Source organism: Methylomonas paludis (genome assembly GCF_018734325.1).
Classification (GTDB): domain Bacteria; phylum Pseudomonadota; class Gammaproteobacteria; order Methylococcales; family Methylomonadaceae; genus Methylomonas; species Methylomonas paludis.
In genome coordinates this window covers 3,628,659-3,642,481 of the sequence record NZ_CP073754.1, presented here as the reverse complement: position 1 = coordinate 3,642,481, position 13,823 = coordinate 3,628,659, and the positions used below count along the sequence as shown (strand labels likewise).

Here is a 13,823-nt window from a genome sequence, read left to right as displayed (position 1 = left end):
TTTTTTGTTTCTGTACGTAAATTAGTCTGGCTCAAACACCTTGGGAGAAAATTATTGCTTAACGGCAAAAACGACCAATCCCAACTTTATGCCAACCCCATGATTTTTATTTATTAAAACATTACCCGGATTTGTGAAATAAAATCCTAGTAAGCCGCTGGGTATTCTATTGCGATATGGTTTTACATTCAAATAAGAAAAATCACCAGCTTGAATTTTCTACGCTCACTTGCGGTTCCAGCCTCGAGTGGACGTTGAACAGTGCTGCTATAGAAGACCTACAATATTTTGTTTATTCAATTTACCAAATTGCATGATTTTGCCGAGATTACACCTATAATGGGTGGATGCGATCTCGATTTATTTATTCCATGAAAACAGTCAATGTCAACGGCTTAAAAAATGGCGCCTGCTGATTGTGCCGGCCAGCACCTCCCTGGAGCAATGGCTGACAATCGCTGACGATTCGATTGTTGGTATTTGTGGGTATTGATTCAGCTCCTGAGCATCAAGCCTGATCTGCTACATTCCTCGACATCCTAACCCCACCAAAGCACTATAAAGAGGCAATCCGTTTTGAGTTTAAATAGTTACCAGTCGGTAGATCGTGAGCAATTAGCAAAAGATATCAGCCAAATTCACCAACAAGCCTTAGCCAATATCGGCGCAGCAGATTACAAACATTTAAAAAAAATGGAGCGCTGGGGCAAAGCCTGCTCAATTATCGGTTATGGCACTGCCTGGATAATGCCTAATCCGCTGTCCGCATTATTCATCAGTATGGGCAGTTTTACCCGCTGGACCCAAGTGGCGCATCCTGTCATTCATAAAGGTTACGACAAACTTAACGGGATACCCAAAAACTACACCAGTAAAAAATTTGCCCAAGGCTGGAGACGGTTTTTCGATTGGCCGGACTGGATGACAATACCGGGCTGGCATCACGAACATGATTTATTGCATCATTACAGTTTGGGTGAAAAAACCGACCCCAACAATGCCCAGCACAATATGGAATGGCTGAGACAATCACGCCTGCCGATGTGGCAACGCTATACGATAGTGGCCTTGTTTGCGGGTATCTGGAAAATTATTTATTACACACCCCGTACCCATAAAGAACTGTGCCTGAATGCCGCCCGCCAACAAGACCTGCCCGAACCGGTCATGACCCGCATCGGAGCATGGAGTCCGTTTACCCAGCAAGGTCGCTCCTTGTGGCTGTATAGCGTCCTGCCCTATACCGGCTATCGTTTCGTCGTATTGCCCTTGCTGTTCTTGCCTATAGGCAGTTTTGCCGCCATCAGTGTCTTGCTTAATTCCATCATGGCAGAAATTTTTACCAATGTGCACAGCTTTGTGGTGATGATCCCCAATCACGCCGGCGATGACGTGATGATGTTTGATGAAAAGGCTAAAGGCAAGGGTGAGTTTTACTTACGGCAGATTTTAGGCTCAGTCAATTACCCAACCGGATCTGATTTCAATGACTTTTTTTACGGCTGGTTAAATTATCAAATCGAACATCATTTATGGCCGAATATGCCGTTAAGACAATACCAGCTATTACAGCCGCAAGTGATGGCTCTCTGTCAAAAACATAACATCCCTTATTGCCAACAATCCATTTTTAAACGGTTATTAAAAGCGGTGGACGTTATGGTGGGAAAAACCTCCATGCTTAAACCAGGCATCCAACATAAATTATAGCAATGCCATTTCTTCCAACTTTTTTGCCCCCAGCACGGCATCGTTAACACTCCAAAACAACTTGCCGGCAAATTTATCATGCGCCAGCTGTAATAATAATGAGCTGATAGGATCTTTAACCCTGGCCAGAACCAGTGTTTTGTTTTGCTGTTCCAGCTGCTGGGTAAATTCGATTAAACATTCAGCTGCCGTACTATCCAGATTGGCGCTTACTTCCAAACTAATAATCAGGGTGCGTACATCACTACTGAGTTGTAGCCGGTGATTAATTTCGGCCAGAATACCTTCCACGCTGGCAAAAAACAGCGGTTCTTCCGGACGCAGGATTAACAGTCTGTCATGCACTACAGCGCTGGGGTGATTATCTCTGTCCACATAATCAGTAGTATCGTCCAGCTTGGCCAGTTCCCTGACCACCGGTTGACTAAACGCCCGAATAGCAGCCATCAAAGATAAAGCGATGGCGATCAACATGCCGTGCAATACCCCAAAAGCCAATACCGCCAACACTGCCGCCAGCGCCAGATATTGATCACGATTGATACGCCATAAGGCCAGCAAGGACTTGGGATTTAAGGCATGACTTAAGGCATTGATCACTGCCGCCGCCACCAGAGGCTCTGGAATCAGGCCTATCCATTTTTGGCCAAACAGCGTCATCAGCAACAAAACCACACCTGCCGCCACTCCGGCCAGTTTGGTTTGCGCTCCTGCGGCTTCATTGGCTGAGCTGGCCGAGAAACCAGCTCCAACCGGCATACCCTGCAACAAACCCGACAGCAGATTAGCCGCACCCAACGCCAACAATTCCCGATTGGGCTCAACACTATTACCGTGATTAAGTGACAGACTCCGAATACTGCCCCAGGATTCAGCCACAATAATCACCAGCAAACCAAACGCCAGCTCGGCCAATCTTAACCATTTTTCCAATGGTAATTCCGGAAACACAAATGCCGGCGGCTTGATGTGCAAAGGGCCGACAATATCCACCTGTAAGGCGGCAAGATTCAGCCAGGCACTTAAGCCAATACCGGCCACCAGAATCACAAATGCGCCGGGCACTATCGGCCAGCGTTTCAGCAGCCATAATATCAGCAAAGCCCCGATGCCTATACCGGTGCTCCAGGCACTCCATTCCTGGTAATGGTGTATCAGCTCAATAATAATCGGCAAAGGACTGGTTGCCGCCACGTCTATTCCGAACAAAATCGGCAGCTGCTTAATAATAATGGTCACAGCCAGCGCAAATGAAAAGCCATGCAGCACCGGGCGTGAGACAAAGGCCGAAAGCCGGCCCAAACCAGCTTTGGCAACCACCAATAATCCGGCACCGGTTAAAATTACCAAAGCACTGCCAAAACCAATGGCGGCATCAGCATCCAGCGGGTGCAAAGACAATACCACCGCTGCCAGCAGTGCGGCTGCCGAGGAAGTGGGCGCAACGATGGCAAATGGGCTTTTGCCTAAGCAGGCATAGCAAAGCAGACCGACAACTGCAGCGGCGATAGCCGCTTGAATACTCAGATGGGCAATGGCCGCATAGGCTACGGCTTCCGGGAGCAATATAAAGGCAACCGATAAGCCGGCAATGGCATCAGCAAGCAGTATAGCAGGGCTAAAACCAGAGCCGGAACGCCCAACTATTGAAGAAAATTTCACTTTTATTTCGGCTCCTGCGGACAAGCAAATAAAACCAGCGTCATTATTCAGTGTAAGTGTTTTGGTGGATTGCCTAGCGGCGAATCCACCCTACAGGTAATTACAAACCAGTTAATTACAATTTTGTTCAAATAATTTTACAGTAAATTAGTTCATCTTCATTAAACTGATAAATCGCACACAAGCGATGATAACCATCAGCAATCACTACTTTGCCGATAGCCTGATCACGCACCAACAAAAGCGGCGACAGGCTCTTGCCCTTCATAATCTTTTTTCTGTCCTTTTCAACATGGGAATTACTGACGCCTAACAAGGACAGTTGTGAGGCTCGAAATATGTCCTTGGCTTTATACTGCACGATACGGGCGTTTTTTAATCTGTGTATCATGTCAGCCACCTGATCGTTGCTGTAAATCAGACTGAGATAGGATTCAGCAGCAGGGTAATCATGCTCTTCTACCTCAGACAGCCACTGAATGACATCGTATTTTGGTTTTGACATATTGGTTTCTCCATACCTGCATTTAACAATCAAGCCACCAAGTGTAGCAGACCGTACCTAACAAGTTTCGACTAGTGGTTGACCAATATTACTTTGACGGCAGCGTTTGAAGATGTGTCGACTCTGCAAGCACATGGTTCGCGATTGATGCGCATCACTGCGTTCAATACATCCTACGCCATCCGTCAAAATATGATCGGTCAGCTACTAGCCATCCAATCAGCCGGTCATTTTCCAGACAACTACCGACCAAGCCATCAATTAAGTTGCAAGTCCTGGTATTATTTGAAATAGTAACTATCTGGGAAAAATTTCCGGCACTGGTATTTACCCAGGCCCTTTCAGTTACGCTATCCGTAAAAAAGTTATGAAAAAACTATTGCTTAGCATTTTAGCTATTTTTCTGATTATCGAAGAATGGTTATGGGATTTATTATCGGCGCTGGGTCATTACCTGATCCGCCAGCTTCATCTGGAATACATCGAACGCTGGCTGATACAAACCACCCCGCCGATAGCTTTACTGGCGGTGTTGGTGCCGATTCTGCTGGTACTGCCGATCAATCTGGCGGCTTTATGGTTTTTAATACATGCTCAGATCTGGCCGGGTATTTTGTTGGAAATACTCTCCAAACTGCTGGGCACTTTGCTGGTAGCGCGGGTATTTGCCCTGACCAAGCCGCAATTACTGACATTCAAAGCCATTAATATCATTTACACTACCATCAGTGACTGGTTGCACTGGGCGCATCAGAAAGTGGTTGATACCGCTATTTATCAATATGCCAAACAACTTAAAGACAAGCTTAAGTTGCGGCTTAAAGCCATTTTTTCCGCTTAATTGCCACTGGATGTTAGTGACCTAAACAATGCAACTGGTGTTTTCCGAGGCTGAGGCCAGCAATGCCGAAGCGCTGGTCAGACTAATCAACTGTGCTTATCGCGGCGAAACCAGTCGGCTGGGCTGGACCACCGAAGCCGATTTGCTCAGCGGCAGCAGAACCGATCTGACAGATATACTCGATTTGCTTGGCGCACCGGATTCCATCATATTAACCGGTCGATGCCGGCAAGAATTGCTGGCTTGCGTACATTTGCAAAAAACCGGACAACAAGTCCAGTTTAGTATGCTGGCCGTAGCACCTGGCCGGCAAAACCAGGGCATAGGTAAACAGTTATTGGCGGCAGCTGAAACCAAGGCGCAACAACGCTGGGCAATAACAGAGTTTGCCATGTGGGTAATTGATCATCGCCCAGAGTTGCTCAGCTTTTATCAACGACGCGGCTACCAACTCACCGGGGACAGCCGGACGTTTCCAGTTAACGCTGCCTTATGGCAAGCCAAGGTTTCTGGCTTGCGTTTAGAGTTGTTGGTGAAAAAACTGCCATAAATAGACTAACAGTCGTGAATGTCAAACGACACAGGAGAGCATAAGCCATGACCCATAGCCCAATGTATAAACCTGCTATTGCCCAGCCCCCGCGATATGACGCTCTCTGGGATATTAATGACCAGCACATGTTTTTTACCGGCCCCCTGTATTACAACGCCAACCATCAGCATGGCGCGCCGGTTTTTTTGGCAGGGATTTACGGCAAGTTTCGGCTGCGTTTGCCCGGCAGTGACTGGATGTGGTGCCGTACAGCGGTGATTCCGGCCGGCGGCTTGCATGAACTGGATGTGGGAGGTGAACCGCTGGCGGTATTTTATATTGAACCGAATACAGCTGGTATTGAGGCCTTGCTGCCGCTGATAAACAATTGCCGCGAGGTCAATGGTTCCCTGGTCGGCAACGGCGGTGAAATCAGATTTATGCGAGATCTTTATGAAGACCGTTATAACCCGGCCTGGAACGGCGCGGTATTGGATGATCTATTAGGCTTTTCCAAACGGCGGGGCGGCACAGTGATCGATCCGCGTATCGCGCAAGTGGTGAATCATCTTTACCAAAACGGTGATGAGCTTACCGCTTTAACTACCATAGCCGACAGTGTGGGCCTATCGGCATCACATCTGCAGCATTTATTCACGGCCCAAATCGGTGTACCGTTTCGGCGTTACCGCAGCTGGAACCGGATGAGAATGTCGATCCGCGAGATCATCAAAGGCAATAATTTTACTTACGCGGCACATGCAGCCGGCTTCACCGATTCGGCGCATTTTAGCCATGAATTTCGCAAAACCTTTGGCGCGGTACCCAGCATTGGCCTTAAAAAACTGGCCAGATTACAGCTTTAGCTTGAGTGGGGGGTTAAGTTTGCGTTAGGTGGCTTGGTGGCTTGCCTGGCGGCGAAGCCACCCTACATGGCTATCGAACACCCTGGCTAAGCGCCCTCCACTTCCTTATCTTCATCACCGGATATGTCGGAAATTTCCTTTAAGCGCGCCACTGCCTTAAAGTTAATGCTGCCTTCCGGATACTGACCGTTGGCATCCACCGCGCCCGCCGGCTGATTCATTAACAGCGCCAAGGCCTCATCGACATTGGCTACTGAATAGATGGCAAACAAACCTTGCGCCACGGCATCAATCACATCCTGCTTTAACATCAGATTGCGCTTATTTGAGGCTGGAATGATTACCGCCTGCTTGCCGGTCAAACCTCTGGCCGCACACAGATTGAAAAAGCCTTCGATTTTTTCGTTGACGCCACCGATAGCCTGCACTTCACCGTATTGATTGATAGAACCGGTTAAAGCAAAACCCTGCTGGATAGGCACCCTGGTCAGCGCTGAAATCAAACAGCACAATTCGGCCAGCGAGGCGCTGTCGCCGTCGATGTGACCATAGGATTGCTCCATAGCAATACTGGCGGAAATGGCCAGCGGAAATTGTTGGGCATAGCAATGGCCCAGATAACCAGTCAAGATCATCACGCCTTTGGAATGAATAGGCTGCCCCAGTTCCACCTCACGCTCAATATCGACAATGCCGCGTGAACCAGGGTGGACAGTGGCGGTAATCCGCGCCGGCGCACCAAAACTGCTGCCGCCGATATCCATCACCGTCAGGCCGTTGACTTTACCAATCGCCAGACCATCGGTGTCGATGAGGATGGTGCCGTCCAACATTTCTTCCAGCACTGCTTCGGCAATCCGGCCATTGCGCTGCTCCCTGGCCGTCAGGGCCAGTTCGATTTCGGCTTTGTCGATATGGCTGGCACCACGCTGGCTGCCCAATAAATTGGCTTCGGCAATGATTTCCAGACAACTGTTAACATGCGCCGACAAATGCGACTGATTTTCCGCCAGCCGGCAGCTGTATTCGATCAGCCGTAACAGGGCCGGGGCGGTCAACTCTCTGGCCCCGGAATCACGTACTTGTTGAGTCATGAGCTGCACAAATTGGGCAATACTGTCCGAACTGCGTTTGATATGGTCGTCAAAATCGGCCAACACCCGGAACATTTCGTTGAACTCGCTATCCAGCTCTTCCAGCAGATAATAAATATCCCTAGCACCCACCAGGATGACTTTGACATTAAGCGGTATCACCTCGGGTTTCAGGGTGATGGTATTAATGCCCAGCTCGGAATACGGCGATTCGATTTCTATACGGCCAGACTGCAAGGCGCGTTTCAAACCTTCCCAGACGAAAGGATACGTCAGGATTTTTTCGGCATCCAGAATCAGATAACCACCATTGGCGCGATGCAGCGAACCCGGACAGATGCGCCGGTAATTGGTGACCAGCGTACCTTGATCGTTAACGTATTCGATGCGGCCAAACAGGTTTTGATAAATGGGGTGTGGTTCGTAAATCACCGGCGCACCCTGGGTGTCGTGCTTACAGTCCACCAGAATATTGGGCAGATATTGCTCATTAAGCAGCACGCGCTTGCCGGCACTTTCCCGGCTGTCCTGATGGCGATTCGGCATCAGAGAATCACTGATGGTGTTGCCGAGATTTTTTTCCACCTCAGCCAAATAAGTAATCACATCATCAATATTCTGATATTTTTCATTCAGCTCGGCAAACAGCGGCTCTAATGCCAATTTAATGGTGTCGTTGTCCAGCTGGCGCATTTCTTCCACCAGAGTACGCCGCCATTGCGGCAGTTCCAGCAACACATCACCCAAAAACTCTTCCAGTTCTTCGGTGTGTTTATGAAAATCATCGCGTTCGGCTTGCGGCAGCAGGGTAAATTGTTCCTCGTCCAGCGCTTTGTCGTTGCGGATAGGCAAAAAGGTGATGGCATCGCTATCCCGGTATAAGGCCACCCGCATGTCGCGGGCTTTGTTATCCACCTGATCAATAGCGCTGTTATAGCGCTGATTGAAACGCCGCTCTATCGCAGTTTTTTTCTGTTGATAGCTGGGGCTTTCAAAAGCCGCCGGAAAAGTGGCCAGCACATTGTCGATCAGCTTTTCAATGTCTTTATAAAAGGCCTGACCTTCCCCGGAAGGCAATTGCACCACTACCGGTTCGCGCGGATTCTCAAAATTGTCCACATAGGCATAGGACAGCGGCGGTTCCTGCTGCTCGGCATAACCGGACAGATAATGGCTGACCATAGACAAGCGCCCGGTGCCGGGATCGCCCATCACAAAAATATTGTAGCCTGGCGCTTGCATATCAATGCCGAAAGCCAGTGCGGCTTGGGCGCGCTGCTGACCGATGATACCGGGCAACTGGCCGGCGATGGGTTTGGTTGAGCTGATATTGGGCAAATCAATAGTAAGCTTCAGTGCCGAAACCGGCAGTTTTAAATGATCTAGCATACGCTGGCTTATTGGGAGTCTGGTACGGAAAGCAAGTGATGCATGCGTTCGGCCTTGGTTTTAAGATAATCGACATTGTCGAGATGAATATGGGTTTCGATGGGTATACGTCGGCTTACCGGCATACCCAGTTCGGTGAGCTCGTCGATTTTTTGCGGATTATTGGTAATCAGGGCAATGGAACGCACTTTTAAATCGCTGAGGATTAATGCAGCAATATCGTACTGGCGCTCGTCGGCCAAATGACCCAGATGAATATTGGCGTCTACGGTGTCCAAACCCTGATCCTGCAGATTATAGGCCTGCAGTTTTTTTAACAAACCGATGCCGCGGCCTTCCTGGCGCAAATAAATCAGCACACCGGTGCCGGCCTGATTAATCAGACCCAGCGCCATGTCCAGCTGTTCACCACAATCGCAGCGTCTGGAACCCAGTACATCCCCGGTAAAACACTCGGAATGGATGCGCACCGGCACATCGTGTTTGTTTGCCACATCGCCTTTGACGAAAGCGATATGCTCTTTGTCGTCTATGGAATTGGTATAGTAATGGAGTATAAATTCGCCATGTTTGGTGGGAATCCGGGTTTGAACTTTATCTTCTATGCTTACTTTCACTGGTGTTGAAATCCTTATGTTGCCTGGGCCTAGCGAGAGCCTTTCTGAATCACTTAAGCGCAAGCGATTAAGAAAGGCTCCTGCCCGGCGTGTTTGCCTTTACGACGATATTGGCGCTTATCGGCAAAAACCAAGGCCTTGTTACAATGGTGAGCGAATTTCGCCACCGGATTTTTTAGCGGTAAATCCGCCGCTTGCGGGGTTTGGTTTTGTTTTCTCATGATTTTTTCCTCATAAACTATTAAGATAGCGCTTTTATTTGACCATAAATTAGCTGTGAAATTCCAGAAAGACTTTGATGTGATCGTAATAGGCGGCGGCCATGCCGGTACTGAAGCGGCATTAGCCGCTGCACGCGGCGGCGCGCAAACCCTGTTGCTGACCCAAAACATCGAGACCTTGGGTCAAATGAGCTGTAATCCGGCCATAGGTGGTATCGGTAAAGGCCATTTGGTTAAAGAAATCGATGCACTGGGCGGTATTATGGCAAAAGCCATCGATCAGGGCGGTATTCAATTTCGTATCCTTAACGCCAGCAAAGGCCCGGCGGTTCGCGCCACCCGCGCTCAGGCCGATCGCCAGCTGTATAAACAGGCGGTGCGCAGCGCGCTGGAAAATCAAGCCAATCTGGCCATTTTTCAGCAAACCGTTGCTGATCTGCTGGTCACCGGCAACCGGGTTACCGGCGTAAAAACCCAGATGGGTCTGGAATTCAACGCCAGAGCCGTGGTGCTGACCGCCGGTACTTTTCTGGCCGGACGCATCCATATCGGCCTGGAAAACTACAGCGGCGGCCGGGCCGGCGATGCCGCTTCCATAGCCCTGGCCGAGCGCTTGCGGGAACTGCCGTTACGCATAGGCCGGCTGAAAACCGGCACCCCGCCGCGTATCGATGGCCGCACCATTGATTACAGCAAATTGCAGGAACAACACGGCGATACGCCACTGCCGGTGTTTTCCTTCATGGGCCAGCGCAGCCAGCATCCGCGCCAGATCTGCTGCCACATTACCCGCACTAATAGCGAAACCCACGATATCATCCGCTCCGGCCTGGATCGTTCGCCGATGTACACCGGTATTATAGACGGTATCGGCCCGCGTTACTGCCCTTCTATTGAAGATAAGGTGGTGCGCTTTGCCGAACGTGATTCGCATCAGATTTTTGTGGAGCCGGAAGGTCTGACCACTAACGAAGTTTACCCGAACGGGGTATCCACCAGTCTGCCGTTTGATGTGCAATACCGCTTTATCCGTACCATGATCGGCTTTGAAAATGCCGAGATTGTCCGGCCCGGCTATGCCATTGAATACGATTATTTTGATCCGCGCGATTTGAAATCCTCGTTGGAAACCAAACATCTGGACGGTCTGTTTTTTGCCGGCCAGATCAACGGCACCACCGGTTATGAAGAAGCCGCCGCCCAGGGTCTGATTGCCGGCCTGAATGCCGCGCGTCTGGCGCAAGGATTGGAAAGCTGGTGTCCAGGCCGTGACGAAGCCTATATCGGGGTGATGATAGACGATCTGATTACCCGTGGCACTGCTGAACCGTACCGGATGTTTACCAGCCGCGCCGAATACCGTTTGCAACTGCGCGAGGATAACGCCGATCTGCGGCTGACCGAACAGGGCCGGGCGCTGGGTCTGGTTGACGATGCCCGCTGGCAGCACTTTATTGAAAAACGTGAAGCCATTGCCAATTTGCAGGGCAAACTGGCCAAAAAATGGATCAGAGCCGAAACCGATGAAGCCGCACTGGCCGAATTACACTGGGGCAAAAAGCTGCTGAAAGAAGCCAGTTTGATGGAATTGCTGCGCCGTCCGGAAGTGGATGTGGAGCGTTTGCTGGGCTTTACTGATGACAGCGAAGTGGATGAACAAGTGGCCGAACAAGTGGCGATACAGGCCAAATATGCCGGTTATATTGACCGCCAGCAAACCGAGATTAACCGTACCCTGCGTTACGAACATTTAAAACTGCCGGAGCATGTCGATTACAGCGAGGTGTCGGGCCTGTCCAATGAAGTCAGCGAAAAACTCAAAAAACAAAGACCGGAAACCCTGGGTCAGGCGGCCCGGATACCCGGCATCACCCCGGCAGCCATTTCCTTGCTGCTGGTACATCTGAAAAAGAAAAGCGCCTGATATGCCGGCCTATCGTGAAAAACTGCAGCAAGGTATTGCTGCATTGGCCTTGCCGTTGGCCGAAACCGAAATCAGCGCTTTGCTGCATTTTATTAAGTTAATAGAAAAGTGGAACAAAACCTATAACCTCACCGCCATCCGCGATCCTGCCGAGATGGTGGATTTTCATATTCTGGACAGCTTGGCCATCCTGCCGCATATCCAGCCGCCGCGGATTGCCGACATCGGCACCGGTGCCGGTTTGCCGGGGATTCCGCTGGCTATTTGCCGGCCGGACTGTCATTTCACCCTGCTGGATTCCAACGCCAAGAAAACCCGGTTTGTGCAGCAGGCGGTGCTGGAACTGGGTTTGAAAAATGTGGACGTGGTGACTAGCCGGGTGGAATTATTCAAACCCGAGACCTTATTTTCTGCGGTGCTATGCCGCGCCTTTGCCGCCATGCCGGAAATCATGCAACTGACCGGACATTTGCTGGCGGAACACGGTTTATTGTTAGCCATGAAGGGTAAGCAGCCCGAGCAGGAACTGCTGGAATTGTCTTCCACCTACCGGATCATACCGTTGACGGTGCCGGGCATAGCAGCCGAGCGCTGTCTGATCGTTTTGGAGAATTTAAAAAATGGCTAAAATTATTGCAATTACCAATCAGAAAGGCGGCGTGGGCAAAACCACCACCAGCGTCAATCTGGCGGCGGCACTGGCCGCCACCAAACGCAAGGTGCTGCTGATTGATATGGATCCGCAGGGCAATGCCGCTATGGGCTGTGGGGTGGTGAAAGATGATACCGACTATTCCAGTTGCGAATTATTGCTGGAAGAAGTGCCGGTGACTGAAATTATTATCAAAAACCCGCAACTGGGGTTTGATCTGATTCCCGGCAATTCTGATTTGACTGCCGCCGAAGTGAAATTAATGAACATGCCGCACCGGGAACGGCGGCTGGCCGACACGCTGTTAAGTGTAAAGAACAGCTACGATTATATTTTGATTGATTGTCCACCATCGTTGAATATGTTGACGCTGAATGCTATGGTAGCAGCGCATAGTGTGCTGATTCCGATGCAATGTGAATATTACGCCCTGGAAGGTCTGTCATCGCTGATGGCAACGCTGAAAAGTGTGCGGGAGAACATCAATCCCGGCCTGTATCTGGAAGGGATTTTACGCACCATGGTGGACAGCCGCAGCCGGCTGGGTAAAGACGTTTCCGATCAATTGCTGGAATATTTTGGCGACAAGGTGTTTCGCACCACCATCCCCAGAAATATCCGTCTGGCTGAAGCGCCCAGTCATGGCGTGCCGGTTCTGGCTTATGATAAAGCTTCGCGTGGGGCACTGGCCTACATCGCCCTGGCCGGTGAAATGATCCGAAAAGACAAAGCGGCAAAAAAATGATGCAAAAAAAACGTGGTTTAGGTCGGGGTTTAAGTGAATTGCTGGGTGAGGTAACGCCGGTTACCGAAAAGTCCCAGGACACCCAGACTTTGCCGGTGGAATTTTTGCAACGCGGCAAATATCAGCCGCGCAAGGACATGGACCCGGTAAAACTACGGGAGCTGGCCGACTCTATCGCCGCCCAGGGTATTATTCAGCCGATTATTGTCCGCAAAATCGCTACCGACAAATACGAAATCATCGCTGGTGAACGCCGCTGGCGCGCCGCGCAACTGGCCGAATTGAGCGATGTGCCGGTAGTGGTGAAAGATATAGACGACCGCACCGTGATGGCGGTGGCGCTAATCGAAAACATCCAGCGCGAGGACTTAAGCGCACTGGAAGAATCCGAAGCCCTGCAACGCCTGCAAGACGAGTTTGAACTAACTCATCAGCAAATTGCCGATGCGGTGGGCAAATCCCGCACCACTGTCACCAATTTATTGCGTTTGCTGGACTTGCCCGCCGAAATCAAAACCCTGCTCAGCAAAGGCTTGCTGGAAATGGGCCACGCCCGCGCCCTGCTGGGCCTGCCGGAAGACCGCCAGATCGACATAGGCCAGAAAGCCGCCAAGCTGGGCTTGACGGTACGGGCTGTGGAGAAACTGGTCAAGGAAAACCAGCTGGAAAAACCAGCCGCACCCGCCAAAAAAATCGACCCGGACACTTTGCGCCTGCAACAAGAAATTGGTGATAAAACCGGAGCCAAAGTCGAAATCAATCATCAACCCAACGGCAAAGGCAAGCTGGTGTTTCATTACAGCAGTTTGGAAGAGCTGGATGGGATTATTCGGAAGATTGGTTGAAGTCCACAGAATTTTGCGGGTACGATTTGGTTTTAGCTGTTTTACCAAAAAATTGGTAATTACTAAGCATCTAAATATCCCGATTAAAAGCAAGTAGTTGTAGGATGTGCTGAACGCACTGCAGCGCATCATTCGAAGCTAAGTACTTGTTAAGACAAGAATCAGCAACGTTACGCCGATTAATTAGAAAATTGTATGCAAAACTAGTGATATTTTTTGG

At 50.0% G+C, this 13,823-nt stretch carries 14 protein-coding genes; 9 read left to right on the top strand and 5 right to left on the bottom strand.

The features are described from left to right. The first annotated feature begins 576 nt into the window (after positions 1–576). The gene (locus KEF85_RS16640) at positions 577–1,710 is read left to right on the top strand and encodes a fatty acid desaturase family protein (RefSeq protein WP_215582410.1); all 1,134 of its coding nucleotides are present in this window, start codon (positions 577–579) and stop codon (positions 1,708–1,710) included. Here the strand turns inward: KEF85_RS16640 and KEF85_RS16635 are convergent. Continuing rightward, positions 1,705–3,372: a SulP family inorganic anion transporter gene (locus KEF85_RS16635; protein ID WP_215582408.1), complete on the bottom strand. Its 1,668-nt coding sequence runs from the start codon at positions 3,370–3,372 to the stop codon at positions 1,705–1,707. The genes KEF85_RS16640 and KEF85_RS16635 overlap by 6 nt on opposite strands. 127 nt (positions 3,373–3,499) lie before the next feature. Further along, a complete protein-coding gene (locus KEF85_RS16630; protein ID WP_215582406.1) occupies positions 3,500–3,877 on the bottom strand; it encodes a hypothetical protein in 378 nt (125 codons plus the stop codon). Between the two features lie 78 nt (positions 3,878–3,955). Here KEF85_RS16630 and KEF85_RS16625 point away from each other — a divergent pair, with 78 nt between their 5' ends. From KEF85_RS16625 to KEF85_RS16610, 4 genes are all read left to right on the top strand, one after another. Further along, positions 3,956–4,171, top strand: a complete 216-nt coding sequence (locus KEF85_RS16625; protein WP_215582405.1) for a hypothetical protein — start codon at positions 3,956–3,958, stop codon at positions 4,169–4,171. A 73-nt stretch (positions 4,172–4,244) separates the two neighbouring features. Next, on the top strand, positions 4,245–4,718 hold the full coding sequence (locus KEF85_RS16620) for a hypothetical protein (RefSeq protein ID WP_215582404.1): 474 nt from the start codon (positions 4,245–4,247) through the stop codon (positions 4,716–4,718). A 28-nt stretch (positions 4,719–4,746) separates the two neighbouring features. Continuing rightward, the gene (locus KEF85_RS16615; protein WP_215582403.1) at positions 4,747–5,268 is read left to right on the top strand and encodes a GNAT family N-acetyltransferase; all 522 of its coding nucleotides are present in this window, start codon (positions 4,747–4,749) and stop codon (positions 5,266–5,268) included. A gap of 47 nt (positions 5,269–5,315) precedes the next feature. Further along, complete coding sequence (locus tag KEF85_RS16610; protein WP_215582402.1) at positions 5,316–6,116, top strand: helix-turn-helix transcriptional regulator; 801 nt, start codon at positions 5,316–5,318, stop codon at positions 6,114–6,116. 86 nt (positions 6,117–6,202) lie between these two features. Here the strand turns inward: KEF85_RS16610 and KEF85_RS16605 are convergent, their stop codons facing one another. From KEF85_RS16605 to KEF85_RS16595, 3 genes are read right to left on the bottom strand one after another with little or no spacing between them, the layout of a single operon-like run. Continuing rightward, positions 6,203–8,599, bottom strand: coding sequence for a Lon protease family protein (locus tag KEF85_RS16605; protein ID WP_215582401.1), 2,397 nt, complete (start codon positions 8,597–8,599; stop codon positions 6,203–6,205). Positions 8,600–8,607: 8 nt separating this feature from the next. Beyond that, the gene (gene ribA, locus KEF85_RS16600) at positions 8,608–9,216 is read right to left on the bottom strand and encodes a GTP cyclohydrolase II (protein ID WP_215582399.1); all 609 of its coding nucleotides are present in this window, start codon (positions 9,214–9,216) and stop codon (positions 8,608–8,610) included. A gap of 53 nt (positions 9,217–9,269) precedes the next feature. After that, positions 9,270–9,437, bottom strand: a complete 168-nt coding sequence (locus tag KEF85_RS16595) for a DUF7230 family protein (RefSeq protein ID WP_215582398.1) — start codon at positions 9,435–9,437, stop codon at positions 9,270–9,272. A 55-nt stretch (positions 9,438–9,492) separates the two neighbouring features. Here KEF85_RS16595 and mnmG point away from each other — a divergent pair, with 55 nt between their 5' ends. From mnmG to KEF85_RS16575, 4 genes are read left to right on the top strand one after another with little or no spacing between them, the layout of a single operon-like run. Then, on the top strand, positions 9,493–11,361 hold the full coding sequence (mnmG, locus tag KEF85_RS16590) for a tRNA uridine-5-carboxymethylaminomethyl(34) synthesis enzyme MnmG (protein WP_215582397.1): 1,869 nt from the start codon (positions 9,493–9,495) through the stop codon (positions 11,359–11,361). 1 nt (position 11,362) lies between these two features. Further along, on the top strand, positions 11,363–11,989 hold the full coding sequence (gene rsmG / locus KEF85_RS16585; protein ID WP_215582396.1) for a 16S rRNA (guanine(527)-N(7))-methyltransferase RsmG: 627 nt from the start codon (positions 11,363–11,365) through the stop codon (positions 11,987–11,989). After that, the gene (locus KEF85_RS16580) at positions 11,982–12,758 is read left to right on the top strand and encodes a ParA family protein (RefSeq protein WP_215582395.1); all 777 of its coding nucleotides are present in this window, start codon (positions 11,982–11,984) and stop codon (positions 12,756–12,758) included. Before rsmG ends, KEF85_RS16580 begins: the two co-directional genes overlap by 8 nt. Then, entirely contained in the window at positions 12,755–13,603 is an 849-nt protein-coding gene (locus tag KEF85_RS16575; RefSeq protein WP_215582394.1) for a ParB/RepB/Spo0J family partition protein, read from the top strand. Before KEF85_RS16580 ends, KEF85_RS16575 begins: the two co-directional genes overlap by 4 nt. The last annotated feature ends 220 nt before the right edge of the window (positions 13,604–13,823 follow it).

What these genes read in the sequence shown, in the direction of transcription:
- KEF85_RS16630 (WP_215582406.1), bottom strand. Translation starts at nt 3,877, where the DNA reads ATGTCAAAACCAAAATACGATGTCATTCAGTGGCTGTCTGAGGTAGAA.
- KEF85_RS16610 (WP_215582402.1), top strand. Translation starts at nt 5,316, where the DNA reads ATGACCCATAGCCCAATGTATAAACCTGCTATTGCCCAGCCCCCGCGA.
- KEF85_RS16580 (WP_215582395.1), top strand. Translation starts at nt 11,982, where the DNA reads ATGGCTAAAATTATTGCAATTACCAATCAGAAAGGCGGCGTGGGCAAA.
- rsmG (WP_215582396.1), top strand. Translation starts at nt 11,363, where the DNA reads ATGCCGGCCTATCGTGAAAAACTGCAGCAAGGTATTGCTGCATTGGCC.
- KEF85_RS16595 (WP_215582398.1), bottom strand. Translation starts at nt 9,437, where the DNA reads ATGAGAAAACAAAACCAAACCCCGCAAGCGGCGGATTTACCGCTAAAA.
- KEF85_RS16575 (WP_215582394.1), top strand. Translation starts at nt 12,755, where the DNA reads ATGATGCAAAAAAAACGTGGTTTAGGTCGGGGTTTAAGTGAATTGCTG.
- KEF85_RS16620 (WP_215582404.1), top strand. Translation starts at nt 4,245, where the DNA reads ATGAAAAAACTATTGCTTAGCATTTTAGCTATTTTTCTGATTATCGAA.
- KEF85_RS16615 (WP_215582403.1), top strand. Translation starts at nt 4,747, where the DNA reads ATGCAACTGGTGTTTTCCGAGGCTGAGGCCAGCAATGCCGAAGCGCTG.
- KEF85_RS16605 (WP_215582401.1), bottom strand. Translation starts at nt 8,599, where the DNA reads ATGCTAGATCATTTAAAACTGCCGGTTTCGGCACTGAAGCTTACTATT.